General features: G+C 71.4%; 17 protein-coding genes. 4 read left to right on the top strand and 13 right to left on the bottom strand.

The features are described 5' to 3' along the window. Positions 1 to 13 precede the first annotated feature (13 nt). Genes M1D46_RS08475 through M1D46_RS08465 form a run of 3 tightly spaced genes read right to left on the bottom strand, consistent with a single transcriptional unit; the run spans position 14 to position 6,017 of the window. Entirely contained in the window at positions 14 to 508 is a 495-nt protein-coding gene (locus M1D46_RS08475) for a peptide deformylase (RefSeq protein WP_282979135.1), read from the bottom strand. Further along, positions 505 to 2,565: a MinD/ParA family ATP-binding protein gene (locus M1D46_RS08470; protein ID WP_456285286.1), complete on the bottom strand. Its 2,061-nt coding sequence runs from the start codon at positions 2,563 to 2,565 to the stop codon at positions 505 to 507. Before M1D46_RS08470 ends, M1D46_RS08475 begins: the two co-directional genes overlap by 4 nt. Positions 2,566 to 2,609: 44 nt before the next feature. Further along, complete coding sequence (locus M1D46_RS08465; protein WP_456285285.1) at positions 2,610 to 6,017, bottom strand: pyruvate carboxylase; 3,408 nt, start codon at positions 6,015 to 6,017, stop codon at positions 2,610 to 2,612. Between the two features lie 91 nt (positions 6,018 to 6,108). Between M1D46_RS08465 and M1D46_RS08460 the strand changes: the two genes are divergently transcribed. Beyond that, a complete protein-coding gene (locus M1D46_RS08460; RefSeq protein ID WP_271173285.1) occupies positions 6,109 to 6,927 on the top strand; it encodes a ParA family protein in 819 nt (272 codons plus the stop codon). Positions 6,928 to 7,243: 316 nt separating this feature from the next. On the opposite strand, the gene M1D46_RS08455 is transcribed toward M1D46_RS08460, so the two are convergent. From M1D46_RS08455 to M1D46_RS08445, 3 genes are all read right to left on the bottom strand, one after another. Next, positions 7,244 to 7,783 (bottom strand): MerR family transcriptional regulator, encoded by a 540-nt coding sequence (locus tag M1D46_RS08455; RefSeq protein WP_456285284.1) that lies wholly within the window; start codon positions 7,781 to 7,783, stop codon positions 7,244 to 7,246. 131 nt (positions 7,784 to 7,914) lie between these two features. Further along, positions 7,915 to 8,595, bottom strand: a complete 681-nt coding sequence (gene ftsR / locus M1D46_RS08450; RefSeq protein WP_324011787.1) for a transcriptional regulator FtsR — start codon at positions 8,593 to 8,595, stop codon at positions 7,915 to 7,917. Then, positions 8,595 to 9,062, bottom strand: coding sequence for an FHA domain-containing protein (locus tag M1D46_RS08445; protein ID WP_271173288.1), 468 nt, complete (start codon positions 9,060 to 9,062; stop codon positions 8,595 to 8,597). The genes ftsR and M1D46_RS08445 overlap by 1 nt, the downstream gene beginning before the upstream one ends. 149 nt (positions 9,063 to 9,211) lie before the next feature. Between M1D46_RS08445 and M1D46_RS08440 the strand changes: the two genes are divergently transcribed. Both M1D46_RS08440 and lpdA read left to right on the top strand, forming a co-directional pair. Then, positions 9,212 to 9,871: a copper resistance CopC family protein gene (locus M1D46_RS08440; protein ID WP_456285283.1), complete on the top strand. Its 660-nt coding sequence runs from the start codon at positions 9,212 to 9,214 to the stop codon at positions 9,869 to 9,871. Between the two features lie 64 nt (positions 9,872 to 9,935). Then, complete coding sequence (gene lpdA, locus M1D46_RS08435; protein ID WP_282979141.1) at positions 9,936 to 11,333, top strand: dihydrolipoyl dehydrogenase; 1,398 nt, start codon at positions 9,936 to 9,938, stop codon at positions 11,331 to 11,333. A gap of 157 nt (positions 11,334 to 11,490) precedes the next feature. On the opposite strand, the gene M1D46_RS08430 is transcribed toward lpdA, so the two are convergent. The 7 genes from M1D46_RS08430 to ftsE are packed head-to-tail and all read right to left on the bottom strand — an operon-like array spanning position 11,491 to position 16,498. Next, positions 11,491 to 12,099 carry a CYTH domain-containing protein gene (locus M1D46_RS08430; protein WP_324011789.1) on the bottom strand — a complete coding sequence of 203 codons (609 nt, stop codon included), beginning with the start codon at positions 12,097 to 12,099 and terminating at the stop codon, positions 11,491 to 11,493. A 1-nt stretch (position 12,100) separates the two neighbouring features. Continuing rightward, complete coding sequence (locus M1D46_RS08425) at positions 12,101 to 12,343, bottom strand: response regulator (RefSeq protein WP_282979143.1); 243 nt, start codon at positions 12,341 to 12,343, stop codon at positions 12,101 to 12,103. Between the two features lie 4 nt (positions 12,344 to 12,347). Continuing rightward, positions 12,348 to 13,382 (bottom strand): YihY/virulence factor BrkB family protein, encoded by a 1,035-nt coding sequence (locus M1D46_RS08420; RefSeq protein ID WP_456285282.1) that lies wholly within the window; start codon positions 13,380 to 13,382, stop codon positions 12,348 to 12,350. A gap of 47 nt (positions 13,383 to 13,429) precedes the next feature. Then, entirely contained in the window at positions 13,430 to 13,900 is a 471-nt protein-coding gene (locus M1D46_RS08415; RefSeq protein WP_271173294.1) for a prepilin peptidase, read from the bottom strand. A 50-nt stretch (positions 13,901 to 13,950) separates the two neighbouring features. Next, the gene (gene smpB, locus M1D46_RS08410) at positions 13,951 to 14,427 is read right to left on the bottom strand and encodes an SsrA-binding protein SmpB (protein ID WP_271173295.1); all 477 of its coding nucleotides are present in this window, start codon (positions 14,425 to 14,427) and stop codon (positions 13,951 to 13,953) included. Positions 14,428 to 14,480: 53 nt separating this feature from the next. Then, positions 14,481 to 15,392, bottom strand: a complete 912-nt coding sequence (ftsX, locus tag M1D46_RS08405; RefSeq protein WP_324011791.1) for a permease-like cell division protein FtsX — start codon at positions 15,390 to 15,392, stop codon at positions 14,481 to 14,483. Then, positions 15,389 to 16,498 (bottom strand): cell division ATP-binding protein FtsE, encoded by a 1,110-nt coding sequence (gene ftsE, locus M1D46_RS08400; RefSeq protein WP_456285281.1) that lies wholly within the window; start codon positions 16,496 to 16,498, stop codon positions 15,389 to 15,391. Before ftsE ends, ftsX begins: the two co-directional genes overlap by 4 nt. A 137-nt stretch (positions 16,499 to 16,635) precedes the next feature. Here ftsE and M1D46_RS08395 point away from each other — a divergent pair, with 137 nt between their 5' ends. Then, the gene (locus tag M1D46_RS08395) at positions 16,636 to 17,502 is read left to right on the top strand and encodes a Cof-type HAD-IIB family hydrolase (protein WP_456285280.1); all 867 of its coding nucleotides are present in this window, start codon (positions 16,636 to 16,638) and stop codon (positions 17,500 to 17,502) included. Positions 17,503 to 17,508 lie beyond the last annotated feature (6 nt).

Raw genomic sequence — 17,508 nt, 5'->3', positions numbered from 1 at the left:
ACTCATGCCCTGCCTAGGTGAGCCAGATCTTCTCCCGCACCTCGCGCATGGCGGCCTTGCGGTCGTCCGCCGAGAGGCGCTTGAGGTAGAGCATGCCATCGAGGTGGTCCGTCTCGTGCTGCAGCATCTGCGCGAAGAGGCCCTCCCCCTCAAGCACGACGCGCGCGCCGTCGAGGTCGATGCCCTCCGCCCGTGCGTACGGGTGGCGCAGGGCGTCGTGCCAGAGGCCCGGCACCGACAGGCATCCCTCTCCGGTCGGGACGGGCTCGCCGCGCACCTCGACGATCCGCGGGTTGAGGATGTACCCGATGTCGCCGTCGATGTTGTAGCTGAACGCACGGAGCCCGACGCCGATCTGCGGCGCCGCGACCCCGGCCCTGCCCGGCAGCTTCACCGTCTCGATGAGGTCGTCGACGAGCGCGCGGACGCCGTCGTCGATGTGCTCGATCTCGGCGCACCGCTGAGCGAGGACCGGGTCGCCGATGATCCGGATGTCGCGGACGGTCACTTCTCCTCCTGCGCCGGCTGCCGCAGTCCCTCGACGACGCGCGCGGCGAGCTCGCGCGCGGCGTCGCGCGTGGCAGGAGCGAGCTCGCCGTACGCGATGGCGCTGCCCGTCGCGAGCTGCGGGTCGTACGGGATGCGGACGACGGCGCGCACACGGCTGCGGAAATGCGCGTCGAGCTCGTCGAGGCGCACGAGCGGAGCACCCGGAGTCGACTGGTTCAGCACGACGACCGCAGAGCGCACCTGATCGGCGAAGCCGTTCGACTCGAGCCACGTGAGCGTCTCGCTCGCGAGGCGCGCCTCGTCGACACTGAGCCCCGCGACCACGACGACCTGGTCGGCGAGGTCGAGCGTCGCGCCCATGACGGAGTGCACGATGCCCGTGCCCGTGTCGGTGAGCACGATCGAGTAGTAGTGCGCGGCGACGTCGGCGACGTCGCGGTAGTCCTGATCGCTGAACGCCTCTGACACGTGCGGATCGGTGTCCGACGCGAGCACGTCGAGGCGGGTCTCGTCCCGGACGACGTGATCGGACATGTCGGCGTAGCCGTGCACGGCGTCGCGGTTGCGGACGAGGTCGCGGACGGTCTTCCCGGTCGTCCGCGCGATGCGCTCGGCGAGCGTGCCGCGGTCGGGGTTCGCGTCGACGGCGATCACGCGGTCGTCGCGGGCATCGGCGAGTGCCATGCCGAGGAGTGCCGTGACGGTCGTCTTGCCGACGCCGCCCTTCCGGCTGAGCACGGGGACGAAGCGCGCCGCGCCGCTCAGCGGAGCGGCGATGCGCCGCGAGAGCTCCTTGCGCTCGCGCGTCCGCCGGCTGTCGCCGAGGTTGATGAGGTGTCCCGACAGGCGGTAGACGAGCTGCCGCCACGGCCCCTCCGGCTCGGGACGGTGGATGGCGCCCGTATCGAGGAGCCGGTCGGCCGTGAGCACATCCGCGCTCTCCCGTGCGGCGTTCTCGCTCACCTCCCCCGCCCGACGAGAGAAAGTCTCACGCGGCTTGCGGACGGACTCGGGCGACGACTCGGGCGCGGCCTTCGCCTGCTCGATGAACGACGGACGCGTGATCGGCGGCGCGGGCTTCGCGTTCTCGGTGGATTCGGACATGTCCTCTTCTCTCGCATCGGCGACGGCGCCATCGGGCGCGGTCTCTCCGACGTGCTCGGCCGGCTCTTCCTGGTCGCGGGCGGAAGCGGCCGCGGGGCGCAGGAAGGAGTCGTAGCCCGGCGGGAGCGTCTCCTCTCGCGCGAGGGGACGGCGCTCGCGCGGCTCGGTGTCCGGGGCGCTCTGCGCGTCGGTCGACGCCGCGGCGGTGTCGGCCTCGGCCTCGTCCGCCTCGATGGCGATGTCGGATTCGACCTCGGTCGGCTCGTCGGGCTCGTCGTCCGGCTGGTCGTCGGGCTCGATGTCGTCCGCCGCGGCGGGCTGGTCGTCAGGCTCGACGTCTTCCGCGTCGAGGCCCGTTTCCTCTGCCGCGGCTGCAGCAACGGTGAGGTCGTCGTCCGGCGCGAGCTCGTCCACCTGGGCGTCGGGCTCCTGGGCTTCAGGCTCGTGGACCTCGGGCTCCTGCGCGTCGGGCTCCTCGGCCTCGGGCTCGAGCGCCTCGACGTCGTCCGCTTCGGCACCGTCCGGGTCGAGCGCAGCCGCGCCATCCGCGTCGAGCTCCTCCGCGCCATCCGCCTCGTCGGCGTGCGCGCCGTCCGGCTCCGCGCCATCCGCCTCGGCGTCGTCCTCGACGGTCTCTGCGGGCGTGGACTCACGGGCGGCGGCGACGGTCTCCTCGTCGAGCTCGCCCGTGATGACCTCGAGGTCGTCGTCGGGCTCGTCGGCCGGGAGCTCGATGACGATCCCGCCGCGGCGCACGTCGCCGCCCGGGATGTCATCGTCGACGACGTCGTCATCCGGGTCTTCGATGGTCTGCGGCAGCACGACGCGCACCTGTGCCGTGTGCGTGCCGAGGATGCCGATCGCCGTCGTGTCGATGCCGGTGTCCTCGAGGACTCCGTGGTCCTCGGGCTCTTCCTCTGGCTGTCCGCTGCGATCCGAACTCACTGTCATGTCTCCCCAAGCGGGGCGCGACACACGTCGCGCCCCGCTCAAGGTTACTGGGCGGGCGTGACGACGACCAAAAGGTCGCCCGCCTCCACCTGCTGGGTGGCCGCGATCGCGATCCGCTCGACGATGCCGTCGACGGGCGCCGTGATGGCGGCCTCCATCTTCATCGCCTCGATCGAGGCGACCGGCTGCCCCGCGGCCACGCGGTCGCCCGGCTCCACCTTGACTGTGACCACGCCGGAGAACGGCGCGGCCACCTGCCCCGGCCTGCTCGTGTCGGCCTTCTCGGCCTCATGCGCCTCGACCTGGATGCTGCGGTCGCGCGCCGAGACCGGGCGGAGCTGGCCGTTCAGGGTCGTCATGACCGACCGGATGCCCTTGTCGTCGGCCGCGCCGATCGACTCGAGCCCCGCGTAGAGCTGCACGCCCTTCTCGAGCGTGATGACGTGCTCGCGACCCGGGGTCAGCCCGTAGAGGTAGTCGGCCGTGTCGAGGACGGACAGGTCGCCGTAGGTCTCGCGCATCTCCTGGAAGACCTTCGTCGGCTGCGGGAAGAGCAGGCGGTTCAGCGTCGCGCGTCGCGTGGCCGAGTCGCCGTCCAGAGCCGCCTGGTCATCGGCGCTGATCGGCGTGACGCCGGTCTTCACCTCGCGCCCGGCGAGCACCTTCGTGCGGAACGGCTCGGGCCATCCGCCCGGCAGGTCGCCGAGCTCACCGGCCATGAACCCGACGACCGAGTCGGGCACGTCGTACTTGCCGGGGTTCTCGGCGAAGTCGGCAGGATCGGCGCGGACCGCCGCGAGGTGGAGCGCGAGGTCGCCCACGACCTTCGACGACGGGGTGACCTTGGGAACGCGCCCGAGGATCTCGTTCGCCGCGGCGTACATGTCCTCGATGAGCTCGAAGTCGTCGGCGAGACCGAGCGCGATCGCCTGCTGACGCAGGTTCGACAGCTGTCCGCCCGGGATCTCGTGCGCGTAGACGCGCCCGGTCGGCCCGGCGAGGCCCGACTCGAACGGCTTGTACAGGTGACGGACGGCCTCCCAGTACGGCTCGAGGTCGGACACGGCCTGCAGGTCGAGCCCCGTGTCGCGCTCGGTGTGCGCGAGGGCGGCGACGAGCGACGACAGCGACGGCTGGCTCGTCGTGCCCGCCATGGTCGCCGCCGCGGCGTCGACCGCATCGGCGCCCGCCGCACTCGCCGCGAGCAGCGTCGCGAGCTGGCCGCCGGGGGTGTCGTGCGTGTGCACGTGCACGGGCAGGTCGAAGCGCTCGCGGAAGGCCGAGACGAGCTTCGCCGCGGCGGCGGGTCGCAGGAGGCCCGCCATGTCCTTGATCGCGAGCACATGAGCGCCCGCGTCCGCGATCTGCTCGGCGAGGCGGAGGTAGTAGTCGAGCGTGTAGAGATCCTCAGCAGGGTTCAGCAGGTCGCCCGTGTAGCAGACGGCGACCTCGGCGACCGTCGTGCCGGTCTCGAGCACCGCATCGATCGCGGGGCGCATCTGGGACACGTCGTTGAGCGCGTCGAAGATGCGGAAGATGTCGATCCCGGTCGCCGCGGCCTCGCGCACGAAGGCATCGGTCACCTCGGTCGGGTACGGCGTGTACCCGACCGTGTTGCGACCGCGCAGCAGCATCTGGATGGCGACGTTCGGCAGCGCCTCGCGCAGCCGTGCGAGACGCTCCCACGGGTCCTCGGCGAGGAAGCGCAGCGCGACATCGTAGGTCGCACCGCCCCACGCCTCGACGGAGAGCAGCTGCGGAGTCAGACGCGCGACGTGCGGCGCCACGTTGAGGAGGTCCTTCGTGCGGACGCGCGTCGCGAGCAGCGACTGGTGCGCGTCGCGGAAGGTCGTCTCCGTGACGGCCAGGGCCTTCTGCTCGCGCAGCGCCTGGGCGAAGCCCGCAGGGCCGAGCTCGCGGAGCCGCTGGCGCGAGCCCGCGGCCGGCGCGGCCGACAGGTCGACGGCCGGCAGCTTCGAGCGCGGGTCGATCGAGAGCGGGTTCTCCCCGTGGGGCTTGTTGACGGTGACGTCGACCAGCCAGTTGAGGATCTTCGAGCCGCGGTCCTTCGACGGCCGCCCCCGCACGAGCTCCGGGCGCTCGTCGATGAACGACGTCGAGAGGTCGCCCTCGATGAACGACGGGTCGTCGAGGACGGCCTGAAGGAACGGGATGTTCGTCGAGACGCCGCGGATGCGGAACTCCGCGAGGGCGCGGCGCGCGCGGCGGACGGCCGCGGTGTAGTCGCGTCCGCGGCACGTGAGCTTCGCGAGCATCGAGTCGAAGTGCGGGCTCACCTGGGCGCCGGCGGCCGTCGTGCCGCCGTCGAGGCGGATGCCCGCGCCGCCCGGCGACCGGTAGGTCGTGATCTTGCCGGTGTCGGGCCGGAATCCCTGTGCCGGGTCCTCGGTCGTGATGCGGCACTGGAGAGCCGCCCCGTGCAGGCGGATGTCGTCCTGCAGGAGCCCGATGTCGGCGAGCGTCTCGCCCGACGCGATGCGCATCTGCGCCTGGACGAGGTCGACATCCGTCACCTCCTCGGTCACGGTGTGCTCGACCTGGATGCGCGGGTTCATCTCGATGAAGACGACCTCGCCCGCGCGCGGCCCCGCGGTCTCGAGGAGGAACTCGACGGTCCCGGCGTTGACGTAGCCGATCGACCGCGCGAACGCGACCGCGTGGCGGTGGAGGTCGGCGCGCACGGCGTCGTCGAGGTTCGGCGCTGGCGCGATCTCGATCACCTTCTGATGGCGGCGCTGCACCGAGCAGTCCCGCTCGAACAGGTGGACGGTCTCTCCCGATGCGTCGGCGAGGACCTGCACCTCGACGTGACGCGGCCGGAGCACGGCCTGCTCGAGGAACATGCGCGGATCGCCGAAGGCGCTGTCGGCCTCGCGCATCGCCTCGGCGAGCGCGGGGGCGAGCTCCTCCTTCGACTCCACGCGGCGCATGCCGCGGCCGCCGCCGCCCGCGACGGCCTTCGCGAAGAGGGGGAATCCGATCTCGTCGGACTGGGCGACGAGCTCGTCCACGTCGTCGGACGCGGGCGTCGACCGGAGCACGGGAACGCCCGCCCGGATCGCGTGCTCCTTGGCGGTGACCTTGTTGCCGGCCATCTCGAGCACCTCGGCCGGCGGGCCGATGAATGCGATGCCGTGCGCGGCGGCCTTCGCCGCGAGGTCGGGGTTCTCGGAGAGGAACCCGTAGCCGGGGTAGATCGCGTCGGCGCCCGACTCGACCGCCACGCGGACGATCTCGTCGACGTCGAGGTAGGCGCGGACCGGATGGCCCTCCACGCCGATCTGGTACGCCTCATCCGCCTTCAGGCGATGGAGCGAGTTGCGATCCTCGTACGGGAAGACCGCGACCGTGCGCGCCCCCAGCTCGTACGCCGCGCGAAACGCGCGGATGGCGATCTCGCCACGGTTGGCCACGAGAACCTTCGAGAACATACGCCTCCTCGGCGACAGCTGGCACGGCGGAGCCCGGCACACCGACATCGCTGAGCTCGCCCCCAGCTTAGGGGAGGGTAGGTTAGACCACGTGCACGTACTCAGCGTCAGCTCTCTCAAGGGAGGCGTCGGCAAGACGACCGTGACCCTCGGGCTCGCCTCAGCGGCATTCTCGCGGGGCATCCGGACGCTCGTCGTCGACCTCGACCCCCAGTCCGACGTGTCGACGGGACTCGACATCCAGATCGCCGGCCACCTGAACGTGGCCGATGTTCTCGAGAACCCGAAGGAGAAGGTCGTCCGCCAGGCCATCACGGCGAGCGGATGGACGAAGGTGCACCCCGGCGTCATCGACGTGCTCATCGGGAGCCCGTCGGCGATCAACTACGACGGACCGCACCCGACGGTGCGCGACGTGTGGAAGCTCGAGGAGGCGCTCGCCTCGGTCGAGGCCGACTACGACCTCGTGCTCATCGACTGCGCTCCGTCGCTCAACGCCCTCACGCGCACGGCGTGGGCCGCGAGCGATCGCGTCGCCGTCATCACCGAGCCGGGACTCTTCTCCGTCGCGGCCGCCGACCGCGCGCTGCGTGCGATCGAGGAGATCCGCCGTGGCCTCTCGCCGCGTCTCCAGCCGCTCGGCATCGTCGTGAACCGCGTGCGCCCCCAGTCGATCGAGCACCAGTTCCGCATCAAGGAGCTCCGCGACATGTTCGGCCCCCTTGTGCTGTCGCCGCAGCTGCCCGAGCGCACCTCGCTCCAGCAGGCGCAGGGCGCCGCGAAGCCGCTGCATGTGTGGCCCGGCGAATCGGCGCAGGAGCTGGCGCAGGACTTCGACCAGCTGCTCGACCGCATCGTGCGCGCCGGCCGCATCCCCGTCCCCGAGACGGGCCCCACCGCCGCGGAGTGAGCCCCGGGCCATCCGGCCCCGCCGCGCGAAGCGAGACACGCACCGCCCCACCCCGACGCGTGTCTCACCCGGCGCGGGAAAGCACCCGCCATACCCACCCGTAGCGAGACACGCACCGCCCCACCTCGACCCGTGTCTCACCCGACGCGGGAAAGCACCCGCCATACCCACGCGAAGCGAGACACGCACCGCCCCACCTCGACGCGTGTCTCACCCGGCGCGGGAAAGGACCCGCCATACCCACTCGAAACGAGACACGGCGTGCGAAAGCCCCGTCACTGCCGACGGATGTGTCGACGCGACCCGGGGAGGAGCGTCAGGCGGTGCGCTTCGAGCGGCGTGCAGCCAGCTCGTCGACCGGGTCCGGAGCGGTCGGGTCGAAGTCGACGAGCGTCGACTCGACCTCGCGCAGCACGCGCCCGACGGCGATGCCGAACACGCCCTGGCCGCGGCTCACGAGGTCGATGACCTCGTCGTTCGAGGTGCAGAGGTAGACCGAGGCGCCATCGCTCATGAGCGTGGTCCCGGCGAGATCGCGAATGCCCGACGCGCGCAGCTGGTCGACGGCGACCCGGATCTGCTGAAGCGAGATGCCCGTGTCGAGCAGGCGCTTCACGAGCTTGAGGACGAGGATGTCGCGGAAGCCGTACAGCCGCTGCGAGCCCGATCCCGAGGCGCTGCGGATGGTCGGCACGACGAGCTCGGTGCGCGCCCAGTAGTCGAGCTGCCGGTACGTGATGCCCGCCGCGCGCGCCGCGACCGCACCGCGGTAGCCGGCTTCGGGGTCGAGCTGCGGCAGGCCGTCGGTGAAGAGAAAGTCGGCGGTGAAGCCGTCCGCTGCGGGATCCTCAGCCATCGTGATCCTTACTCCTCACGTTCGATTCCTGTCCACCGTATGGCAGGGATGGGGCCCCGGCAACGACATCCGCGTCGAGGCGGCGGCGTGTCGAGCGAAGCGTTATGAACGTTATAGAACGACGCCGCAGGTCACGGGAGGACGCGCTCGAGCGCCTGCCGCACGAAGATGCCGCGCACCTCGTCGAGACGCCGCGCGAGCTCGGGGCCGAGCTCACCGGCCCGCGCGCGCGAGCGCGCGTCCGTGCGCCGCAGGAGCGGGGTGAGCGCCTGATCGACGAGGTCGGCGTCCTTGTCTGCGCTCTGCTTCACGGCGCGGAGGTGACGCGGCTCGATGCCGTGCCGGTCGAGCGCGACGAACGCACGCAGCAGCGCGACCGCGTGCTCGTCGTAGACGTCAGATGCCTGGATGAGCCCGATGCTGATCGCGTCGTTGAGCAGCTGCGGGGCCGCTCCCGCTTCGGCGAGCAGGTCGGCTCGCGTGTAGGTGCGGGTCGTCGGATGGATCGAGGTCGGCAGCGCGAGCCTCTCGCCTCCGCTCGCATCGACCTCGTCGAGGTGATCGCGGATCACGCTGAGCGGGAGGTAGTGATCGCGCTGCAGCACGAGGCCGAGACGCAGCCGCTCGACGTCCTGCGGGGAGAACTTGCGGTACCCCGACGGCGTCCGCTGCGGCGAGACGATCCCCTGCTCCTCGAGGTAGCGGAGCTTGCTCGAGGTGAGGTTGGGGAACTCGGGAGTGAGCTTGGCGAGCACCTGTCCGATGCTCAGCAGCGCCGCTGACGCGCTTCGCTCTGCGGCAGCGGCTGCCATCAGGCGCCCGCCCCCGCGATGTCTCGGGGGGAGGCGAAGAAGTTGAAGCGGAACTTGCCGATGCGCACCTCGGCGCCGTTGCGGAGCACCGCGCGATCGACGCGCTCTCCGTCGACATAGGTTCCGTTGAGCGAGCGCTGGTCGATGATCTCGAACACCGTCCGGTCGCGGGTGATCTCGGCGTGACGGCGCGAGACCGTGACGTCGTCGAGGAAGATGTCGGCCTCGGGATGCCGACCCGCGGTCGTCACGTCGGCGTCGAGGAGGTAGCGCGCGCCCGCGGTCGGGCCGGAGCGCACGAGGAGCAGCGCGGCTCCCGACGGGAGCGCCCCCACCGCCTCGAGCTCGGCGGTCGACAGCTCACCCGCGAACGGCACGAACGACAGGTCGGCGTCATGCCCGAACGTCTGGGTGACGTCACCTGCTCCGTCGTGGCCGCCCGCCGGCCGGTACTGCGCTTCTGTCACGCTCGACCTCCCTTTCGCTCCACCCTATCCGATCGCCGTCGATCGGATCGGCCCCTCCCAGGGGCCTGTGAGGGCACTCGCGAAAGTCTGCCCTGTGCACGACGCGAGCGGAAGATCCGTTCAGAATCGGCCGATAGCGTCGAGATGCCATGACTGCTCTCCACGCCTCCGCACGCACCCGCCGTCCGTCCCGCCGTCTTGCCGCCGCAGCGCTCGTCGCGGCCGCGATCCTCGCGCCGCAGCTGATGCCATCCGCCGCGTCGGCGCACGACGCGCTCGTCAGCACGTCGCCCGCCGACGGCGAGACGGTGCAGACCCTCCCCGACGCGATCACCCTCACCTTCAGCGGCGCTCTCCTCGAGGGCGCGCCGCAGGCGGTGTTCGTCACGGACGCGTCCTGCCCCGGGATCGCCGAGGCCGAGCCGGGCAGCATCGCGATCGACCGCGCGTCGTGCCGGGACTACGCGGCCGGCGACGCCGTGGCGGACGGCCCGCTCCTCACGCAGCAGCTCGACGTCGCCGGGGCACCCGCCGGCGAGTACACGGTCATCGCGAGCGTCACCTACGGCGACTCGCACAGCGAGGACAAGATCTTCCGGTTCACGACGACCGAGGCCGCGCCGGGCGGGGCGTCCGAGGCGCCGAGCGCCGAAGCGGCGGAAACGCCCGCGGCGGAGGACACGGCCGCCCCGACCGAGACGTCGGAGGATGCCGCGTCTCCCCTCCCCTGGATCCTCGGGGGCATCGGCGCGGTGGTCGCCCTGTCGCTCGTCGCCGTCCTCGTCGGCCGCGCACGCCGGTCCTCCTGAGCCGCCCCGGGCATCCGCCCGCCCGCGCGCTCAGGTCCCCTCCCGCACAGATAGGCTTGATCCCATGGCTCACTACGACGTCGTCATCCTCGGCGCGGGCCCCGGCGGCTACGTCGCCGCCGTCCGCAGCGCCCAGCTCGGTCTCACGACCGCCATCATCGAAGAGAAGTACTGGGGCGGTGTCTGCCTCAACGTCGGCTGCATCCCCTCGAAGGCGCTCCTGAAGAACGCCGAGATCGCCCACACCTTCACCCACAAGGCCGACCTGTTCGGCATCTCGGGCGACGTGCACTTCGACTTCGGCGCGGCGTTCGACCGCAGCCGCAAGGTCGCGGAGACGCACGTCAAGGGCATCCACTTCCTCATGAAGAAGAACAAGGTCACCGAGTACGAGGGCCGCGGCACCTTCACGGGACCCAAGGCGATCTCGGTCGCCAAGTCGGATGGCTCGACCGAGGAGGTCACGTTCGACAACGTGATCATCGCCACCGGCTCGACCGTGCGCCTCCTCCCCGGCGTCCAGCTGAGCGACAACGTCGTGACGTACGAGGAGCAGATCCTCACGCGCGAGCTGCCCGAGTCGATCGTCATCGTCGGCGCCGGCGCCATCGGCATGGAGTTCGCCTACGTCCTGTCGAACTACGGCGTCAAGGTCACGATCATCGAGTTCCTCGACCGCGCGCTCCCGAACGAGGACGCGGAGGTCTCGAAGGAGATCCAGAAGCAGTACAAGAAGTACGGCATCGACATCCTCACCTCGACCGCCGTCAAGACCGTCACCGACAACGGCTCGTCCGTGCACGTCACGTACGAGTCGCGTGACGGCGTGGCCGGCGAGATCACGGCCGGCAAGGTGCTCATGTCGGTCGGCTTCGCGCCGAACGTCTCGGGCTTCGGCCTCGAGAACACGGGCGTCCAGCTCACCGACCGCGGCGCGATCGAGATCGACGAGTTCATGCGCACGAACGTCGAGGGCATCTACGCGATCGGCGACGTCACCGCCAAGCTCCAGCTCGCGCACGTCGCCGAGGCTCAGGCCGTCGTCGCGGCCGAGACGATCGGCAAGGCCGAGACGATGCCGCTCGGCGACTACCGCATGATGCCGCGCGCCACCTTCTGCTCGCCGCAGGTCGCCAGCTTCGGCCTCACGGAGGAGCAGGCGCGCGCCGAGGGCCGGGAGATCAAGGTCGCGAAGTTCCCGTTCAGCGCGAACGGCAAGGCGAACGGCCTCGGCGAGCCCGTCGGCTTCGTCAAGCTCATCGCGGATGCCGAGCACCTCGAGCTCATCGGCGCCCACCTCATCGGCCCCGACGTCTCGGAGCTCCTTCCCGAGCTCACGCTCGCGCAGAAGTGGGACATCACGGCGCTCGAGGCGGCCCGCAACGTGCACACGCACCCGACCCTCTCGGAGACGCTGCAGGAGGGCTTCCACGGCCTCCTCGGTCACTTCATCAACATGTAGGACTGAGCGCGCGCAGCGCGCCGCCTCCGGTCGTTGAGCGACGAGCGCCAGCGCGGAGACGAAACGACGTGAGCCGGCCCCGGGACGATCCCGGGGCCGGCTCACGTCATTTCGACTCGCTCCGCTCGCTCAATGACCGGGGTGGGTGGCGCCGCCCTCAGTTCCCGAGGGCGCGAGCGAGCTTGGACGCACTCGAGGCCGAGCGTGCGCCCGCTGCGGTCGCCGCGCGTGCCACCGCGTCGAAGAACGCGTCGCGGTCGGCCGGGGCGGCCGGTCCGAGCTCGATCTCCCACTCGTGCCATTCGCGGTCGACCCCCGCGCGGAGGTCCGCCGTGCGCACGTGGTCGTCCACGAACTCCGCGACGACGCCGCCGTCGGCGTCGAGCAGCTCGTACGCCGTGCGGTCGTTGACGATGCGCGCGAGCGGGCGCAGGGGCTCGGTCGTCCAGGCGGCGATCTCCGCGGCGACCGCATCCGGGATCTCCTCGGTGTCGCCCAGCGGCCATCCGAGCTCCGTGCGCGCGCCGTCGACGAGCGGGCCCTTGATGTGCCAGCCCGCGTCGGGGCCGCCGGTGCGGCGCCGCAGCGCGACGCCGGCGCGCGCGAGCGCGAGGTCGTCGGTGTCGAGGTAGAGGGCGTCGAGATGCCGCTCCTCGCCCTCCGTGGCCGACGCGACGCCGGGGACGGCCGTCCAGTCGGGCAGGGGCGTTCCGGGGTCGACGTCGAACTTCCGCTCGACCTCGACGAAGCGCGTGGGCTCGGTCATGTCAGCGCGAACCGCCCTCGTCCTCGTCGTCCTCGCCGTCCTGGACGAGGCTGTCCTCCTCCTCGACGAAGAGGAACGCGACCTCGGTCGGGCCGTCGCCCTCCCCCGTGTGCTGAGCCGCGCCCGAGCGGTGGTAGACGACCTGCGTCTCCGAATACGGGACGATCAGCTGCTCGAGATCGGGGCTGTCCAGGGGCAGGACCTGTCCGTCGAGGGGTCCTCCGTGCAGTCGTGCGATGGCCATGCCCTCACGATAGCCGCGCCGCGACGTGCTCGCGCTCTTCGCGCTCGGCCTTGCGCGCGAGCTCGAGAGCGTCTACGGCGAGCCGGACGTCGCGCTCGGCCATCCGCACGCGCCGCTGGGCGAACGTCTCGGCGCCGAACCGGGCGCTCACCCGCGCCTCCTGCTCCTCGACGCGGACGACGATGTACGTGCACGCGATGAGGATCACCTGCGCCGAGAGGTTGAACCACAGCAGCAGGGCGATGAGAGACCCGAACGACGCCAGGAACGGATTGCGGTCCGCCCCGCCGGCGAACAGACCGGACAGCTGCTGCAGGACGGTGAGGCCCGCGCCGCCCAGGAGCGCGCCCGTCCACAGCGCACGCGCCGGAGCGCGGACGCCGGACAGCAGGCGGAAGAGCCAGGCGATGATCACCGCGTCCAGCGCGAACGTCGTGGCGACCGTCGCGACGCGCGTGAGGATCTCGGCCCACCCGCCGCCGGAGAGCCCCAGCCATCCGAGCACCGTCTCGATGAACGTCGAGCCGAGGAACGTGAGCACGGCCGCTGCGAGGAACAGCACGCCCACCGACACCGCGAAGAGCAGGTCGCGCAGCAGCAGCCACACGACGAGGACCTCCTCGTGGGCGGTGCCCGCGATCATCCGGATGGCCGTGCGCATGTTGCCGATCGCGCCGATCGCCGCCCAGACGAGGGCGAGCGCCGAGACGACACTCAGCCAGACGCTGCCGCCGAGCGCGGCGCCGAGGCTGTCGGCGTCGATGATGCCGTCGCCGCTGCCGTTGTGCACGAGACCGGGGATGGCCGCGCTCACGGCGTCGATGAGAGCCTGCCAGAGGTCGCTGCGCGCGTTGAGCCAGAGCGCCGCGACCGCGAAGCCGAGCGCGACGGCCGCGAACACCGAGAACAGCGCCCGGAAGGTCACGGCCGCTGCGAGCAGCCCGCCCTGGTGCTCGGTGAAGAGGAGCACGGCGCGCACGATGCGCACGCGCAGCATCCGGGCGATGGCCGAGCGCACCCATCTCTCGATCGACGACATGCCTGCCACGTTACCGAGCGCCGCGCAGCCCGAGCGCCCCGCCGCGCTCAGGCGACGAGCAGCCCCGCCCAGGCGCCGAGGATCATCCACGGGCCGAACGGGATGCGCGCGTCGCGGTCGGCGCGCCGCGCGGCCAGGAGCGCGAGCGCCCAGGCGGCCCCGCCGACGAAGGCCGCGGCCGCGCCGACCGCGAGCACGGCCCATCCGTGCCAGGCGAGGAAGACGCCCACGAGCGCCGCGAGCTTGACGTCGCCGCCGCCCATCCCCTCGGGGTTCGCGACCCGCAGAGCGAGGTAGAAGGCACCGAGCGCGAGTCCGCCGAGGAGGGCACGGGCCAGGGGCGCCGCATCTCCGAGCGATACGGCGTGCGCGGCGACGACGGCGAGGAGAGCGGCCGTCGAGGGCAGGACGATCCGATCGGGGAGCCGATGCTCATGGATGTCGACGCGCATGAGGATCACGCCGACGACGAGGAAGCCGCCGTACGCGACGGCGGCGAGAACCTCGGGAAGCGGCATCCCGTCAGGCTAGGGACGCCTGCGGGGGTGGCGCGGATGCCTGTGGAGAGTCACTCCCCCATGCGGTTGCGCATGCGCATCGCGCGCTCGGCCTCGCGCTTGTCCTGCCGCTCGCGGAGGGTCTGGCGCTTGTCGAACTCGCGCTTGCCCTTCGCGACGCCGATCTCGACCTTCGCGCGGCCGTCGAGGAAGTAGAGGCGCAGCGGAACGAGCGTGTACCCGCCCGCCGAGACCTGGTGGCTGAGCTTCACGATCTCGTCGCGGTGCAGGAGCAGCTTGCGGGTGCGCTTGGACGCGTGGTTCGTCCACGTGCCCTGCGAGTACTCCGGGATGTGCACGGCGTCGAGCCAGGCCTCGCCGCGATCGATGTACGCGTAGCCGTCGCTGAGGTTCGCGCGCCCCTGGCGCAGCGACTTCACCTCGGTTCCGGTGAGCACGAGGCCCGCCTCATAGGTCTTCTCGATGGTGTACTCGTGGCGGGCGCGACGATTCGTCGCCACCACCTTCTCACCCTGTTCCCGGGGCATGCGCTCACCTCCTCGCTCTCACAGCGCAGCCTTCCACCCTAGCAAGGGTCGGGCTATGCCCGGAGCCAGCGCCGGATCGCGAAGCCCGCCGACAGCGCCGCGAGCACGACGCCGACCACGACGAGCACCGGCACGACGGCCCACGCCTCGGCCATCCCCACCCACGGGATGGCGTACATCTCGTTCACGAGGTACCGCTCGACGCCGAAGTGCACGCCCGCGAGCACGGCCGCGCCGGCGAGGGCCGCGCCGATGAACGCCGCGAACACGCCCTCGAGGACGAACGGCGTCTGGATGAACCGGTTGGACGCGCCCACGAGGCGCATGATGCCGACCTCGCGGCGGCGGGCATAGGCCGAGAGGCGGATGGTCGTGGCGATGAGGAGCACGGCCGACACGAGCATGAGGGCCGCGATGCCGATCGCGATGTACGTCGCGATCGTGAGGGTCGCGAAGAGCGGATCGAGGTACTCGAGCTGGTCGGTGATCTCCTCGACGCCCTGGATGCCCGTGAACGCCTCGACGATGACGTCGGACTGGCTCGGGTCGACGAGGTTGACGTGGAACTCCGCGCTCGTCTGCTCGGCGGTGAGAAGGCTCGCGTAGTCCTCGCCGAGGTTCTCGACGATCGAGTCGAACGCCTCCTCGGGGCTGAGGTAGGTGTAGTCCTGGATGAGCGGCGAGAGCGTCGGGCCCTCGAGCTCCTCCTGCACGGCGGCGATCTGCTCCTCCGACGCGGCGCCATCGACGCACGTGTCGCCGGTCGACAGGGGCGAGCACATGTAGATGTCGACGAGCGCGCGGTCCTGGAAGTACGCGTTGGTCTTGGCGATCTGGGCCTGCATGAGCACGGCCGCGCCCACGAAGGTGAGCGAGACGAAGGTCACGAGGATGACCGAGACGACCATCGAGGCATTGCGGCGCAGGCCCTGCAGCGCCTCGCCGAGGACGAGTCCGAATCTCATGAGGTCGGCCCCACTTCGTCGTCGCGGGAGGTGAGCCCCAGGCGGTCGGCCATGCCGAGCGCGTCCACATCGACGTCGACGCGCGGGATGGACGAGGTGCGGTTCGCGGCGTCCTCCGGCTCCGGATCGACGCCGGGCGCGGCGGATGTCTCGGCGGCGCGCTCGACGGGCGGGATGGCCGCGTCGGCGGGCTCGGACGGCTGCGCGGCGGGCGCCGACGTCGGCCGCACGGCGGGCGCCGACGTCGGCTCGGCGGTGGTCTCCACGACCTCCTCGACGGCGTCGACCGCGCGCTGCGTGGCGCTCTCGGCCGTCTCGCCCGGGGTCTCGGACACCTCGCGCTGGACCTCGAGGACGGCGGTCAGGGCCGCGATCGCGGCCGCACCGCGCTCGGTCTCCGGCTGCAGCGTGCGGATGACCGAGGTGTCTCCGTAGCCGCCGTGGCGGTCGTCGCGGACGAGCTCGCCCTCGCGGAGCTCGATGACGCGGCGCCGCATCTGGTCGACGAAGGTCGCCTCGTGGGTCGCCATCACGACCGTCGTCCCTGTCGCGTTGACCTGCGCGAGGATGCGCATGATGTCGACGGACGTCGTCGGGTCGAGGTTGCCGGTGGGCTCGTCGGCGAGGAGCAGCTGCGGCCGGTTGACGAGCGCCCGCGCGATCGCGACGCGCTGCTGCTCGCCGCCGGACAGCTCGTGCGGCATGCGGCGGCCCATGTCCGCAAGGCCCACGCGCTCGAGCGCCTCGGGCACGGCCTCCTTGATGAAGGCGCGCGACCGGCCGATCACCTGGAGCGTGAACGCGACGTTCTGCGCGACGGTCTTCGACTGCAGGAGGCGGAAGTCCTGGAACACCGCCCCGATGTTGCGGCGGAAGTACGGCGTGCGCCGTGAGGTGAGGGTCTTCGTGTCGCGACCGAGCGCGACGACGCGGCCCGAGGACGGAAGGTCCTCGCGGAGGATGAGGCGAAGGCAGGACGACTTCCCCGAGCCGGAGGCTCCGACGAGGAAGACGAACTCGCCGCGCTGCACCTCGAAGTCGATGTCGCTGAGGGCCGGCTTCGCCGTGCCCTTGAAGCGCTTGGTGACGTGTTCGAACCGGATCATGGCGTACCGAGCCTAAGTCGCGACGCCCCGGGTACCCCGAGCGACACCCCCGCCCGACGCGTTGCCAGGCGGTTCGGAGGTGAGGGCGCTCCGAGGCGCGTGTGGTGTCATGGTGCTCTCCGACGAAAGGCCTCGCCGTGCCCCGCACCTCTCCCCTGCCGTCCGCCTCCGCGGCGACGGACCTGCCCGCTCCCCGACTCGTCGTGAGCGACATGGACGGCACGCTCCTCGACGCGGCCGGCGAGGTTCCTGAGGCGTTCTGGCCGCTGCTCGACCTCATGCGCGAGCGCGGCATCGTCTTCGCGCCGGCGAGCGGGCGGCAGTACGCCACGCTCGCCCGGCTCTTCGCGCGCGCCTCCGACGGCATGCCCTTCATCGCCGAGAACGGCGCCTATGTCGTGCGCGACGGCGTGGAGATCTCGTCGCTCGTCCTCGATCGGGCGTTCGTCCTCGAGGCGGTCCGGCTCCTGCGCTCCCTCGCGGGCGCCGGGCGCGACATCGGCGTCGTCCTCTGCGGCAAGCGCTCGGCGTACATCGAGCGCGTCGACGCGCCCTTCGTCGCCGAGGCGAGCCGGTACTACGCCGCGCTCGAGCGGGTGGACGACATCCTCGCCGCCGATGACGACGTCCTAAAGATCGCGGTGTACGACTTCGTCGACGCCGCCACCGGGACGGGCGCCGAACTCGACCGGCTGCGCGAGACGCACCAGGTCGTCGTCTCGGGACGGCACTGGATCGACGTCATGCCGCCCGCCGCGAACAAGGGCGCTGCGGTCGCGAGCCTGCAGCGCGAGCTCGGCGTGACGCGGGACGAGACGGTCGCCTTCGGCGACTACCTCAACGACCTCGAGATGCTCGACGCGTCGGGGCAGTCGTACGCGATGGCGAACGCCCACCCGGACATCCTCGCGCGCGCTCGCTTCACGGCGCCCGCGAGCGAGGACGAGGGCGTCGTGGCCGTGCTGCGCGGGCTCCTCGACGCGGAGCCCGCGCAGCAGGGCTGAGCGGAG

The organism is Microbacterium sp. JZ70 (assembly GCF_053903225.1).
Note: the sequence above shows the minus strand (reverse complement) of the source record. Positions and strands in the feature narration are given on the sequence as shown.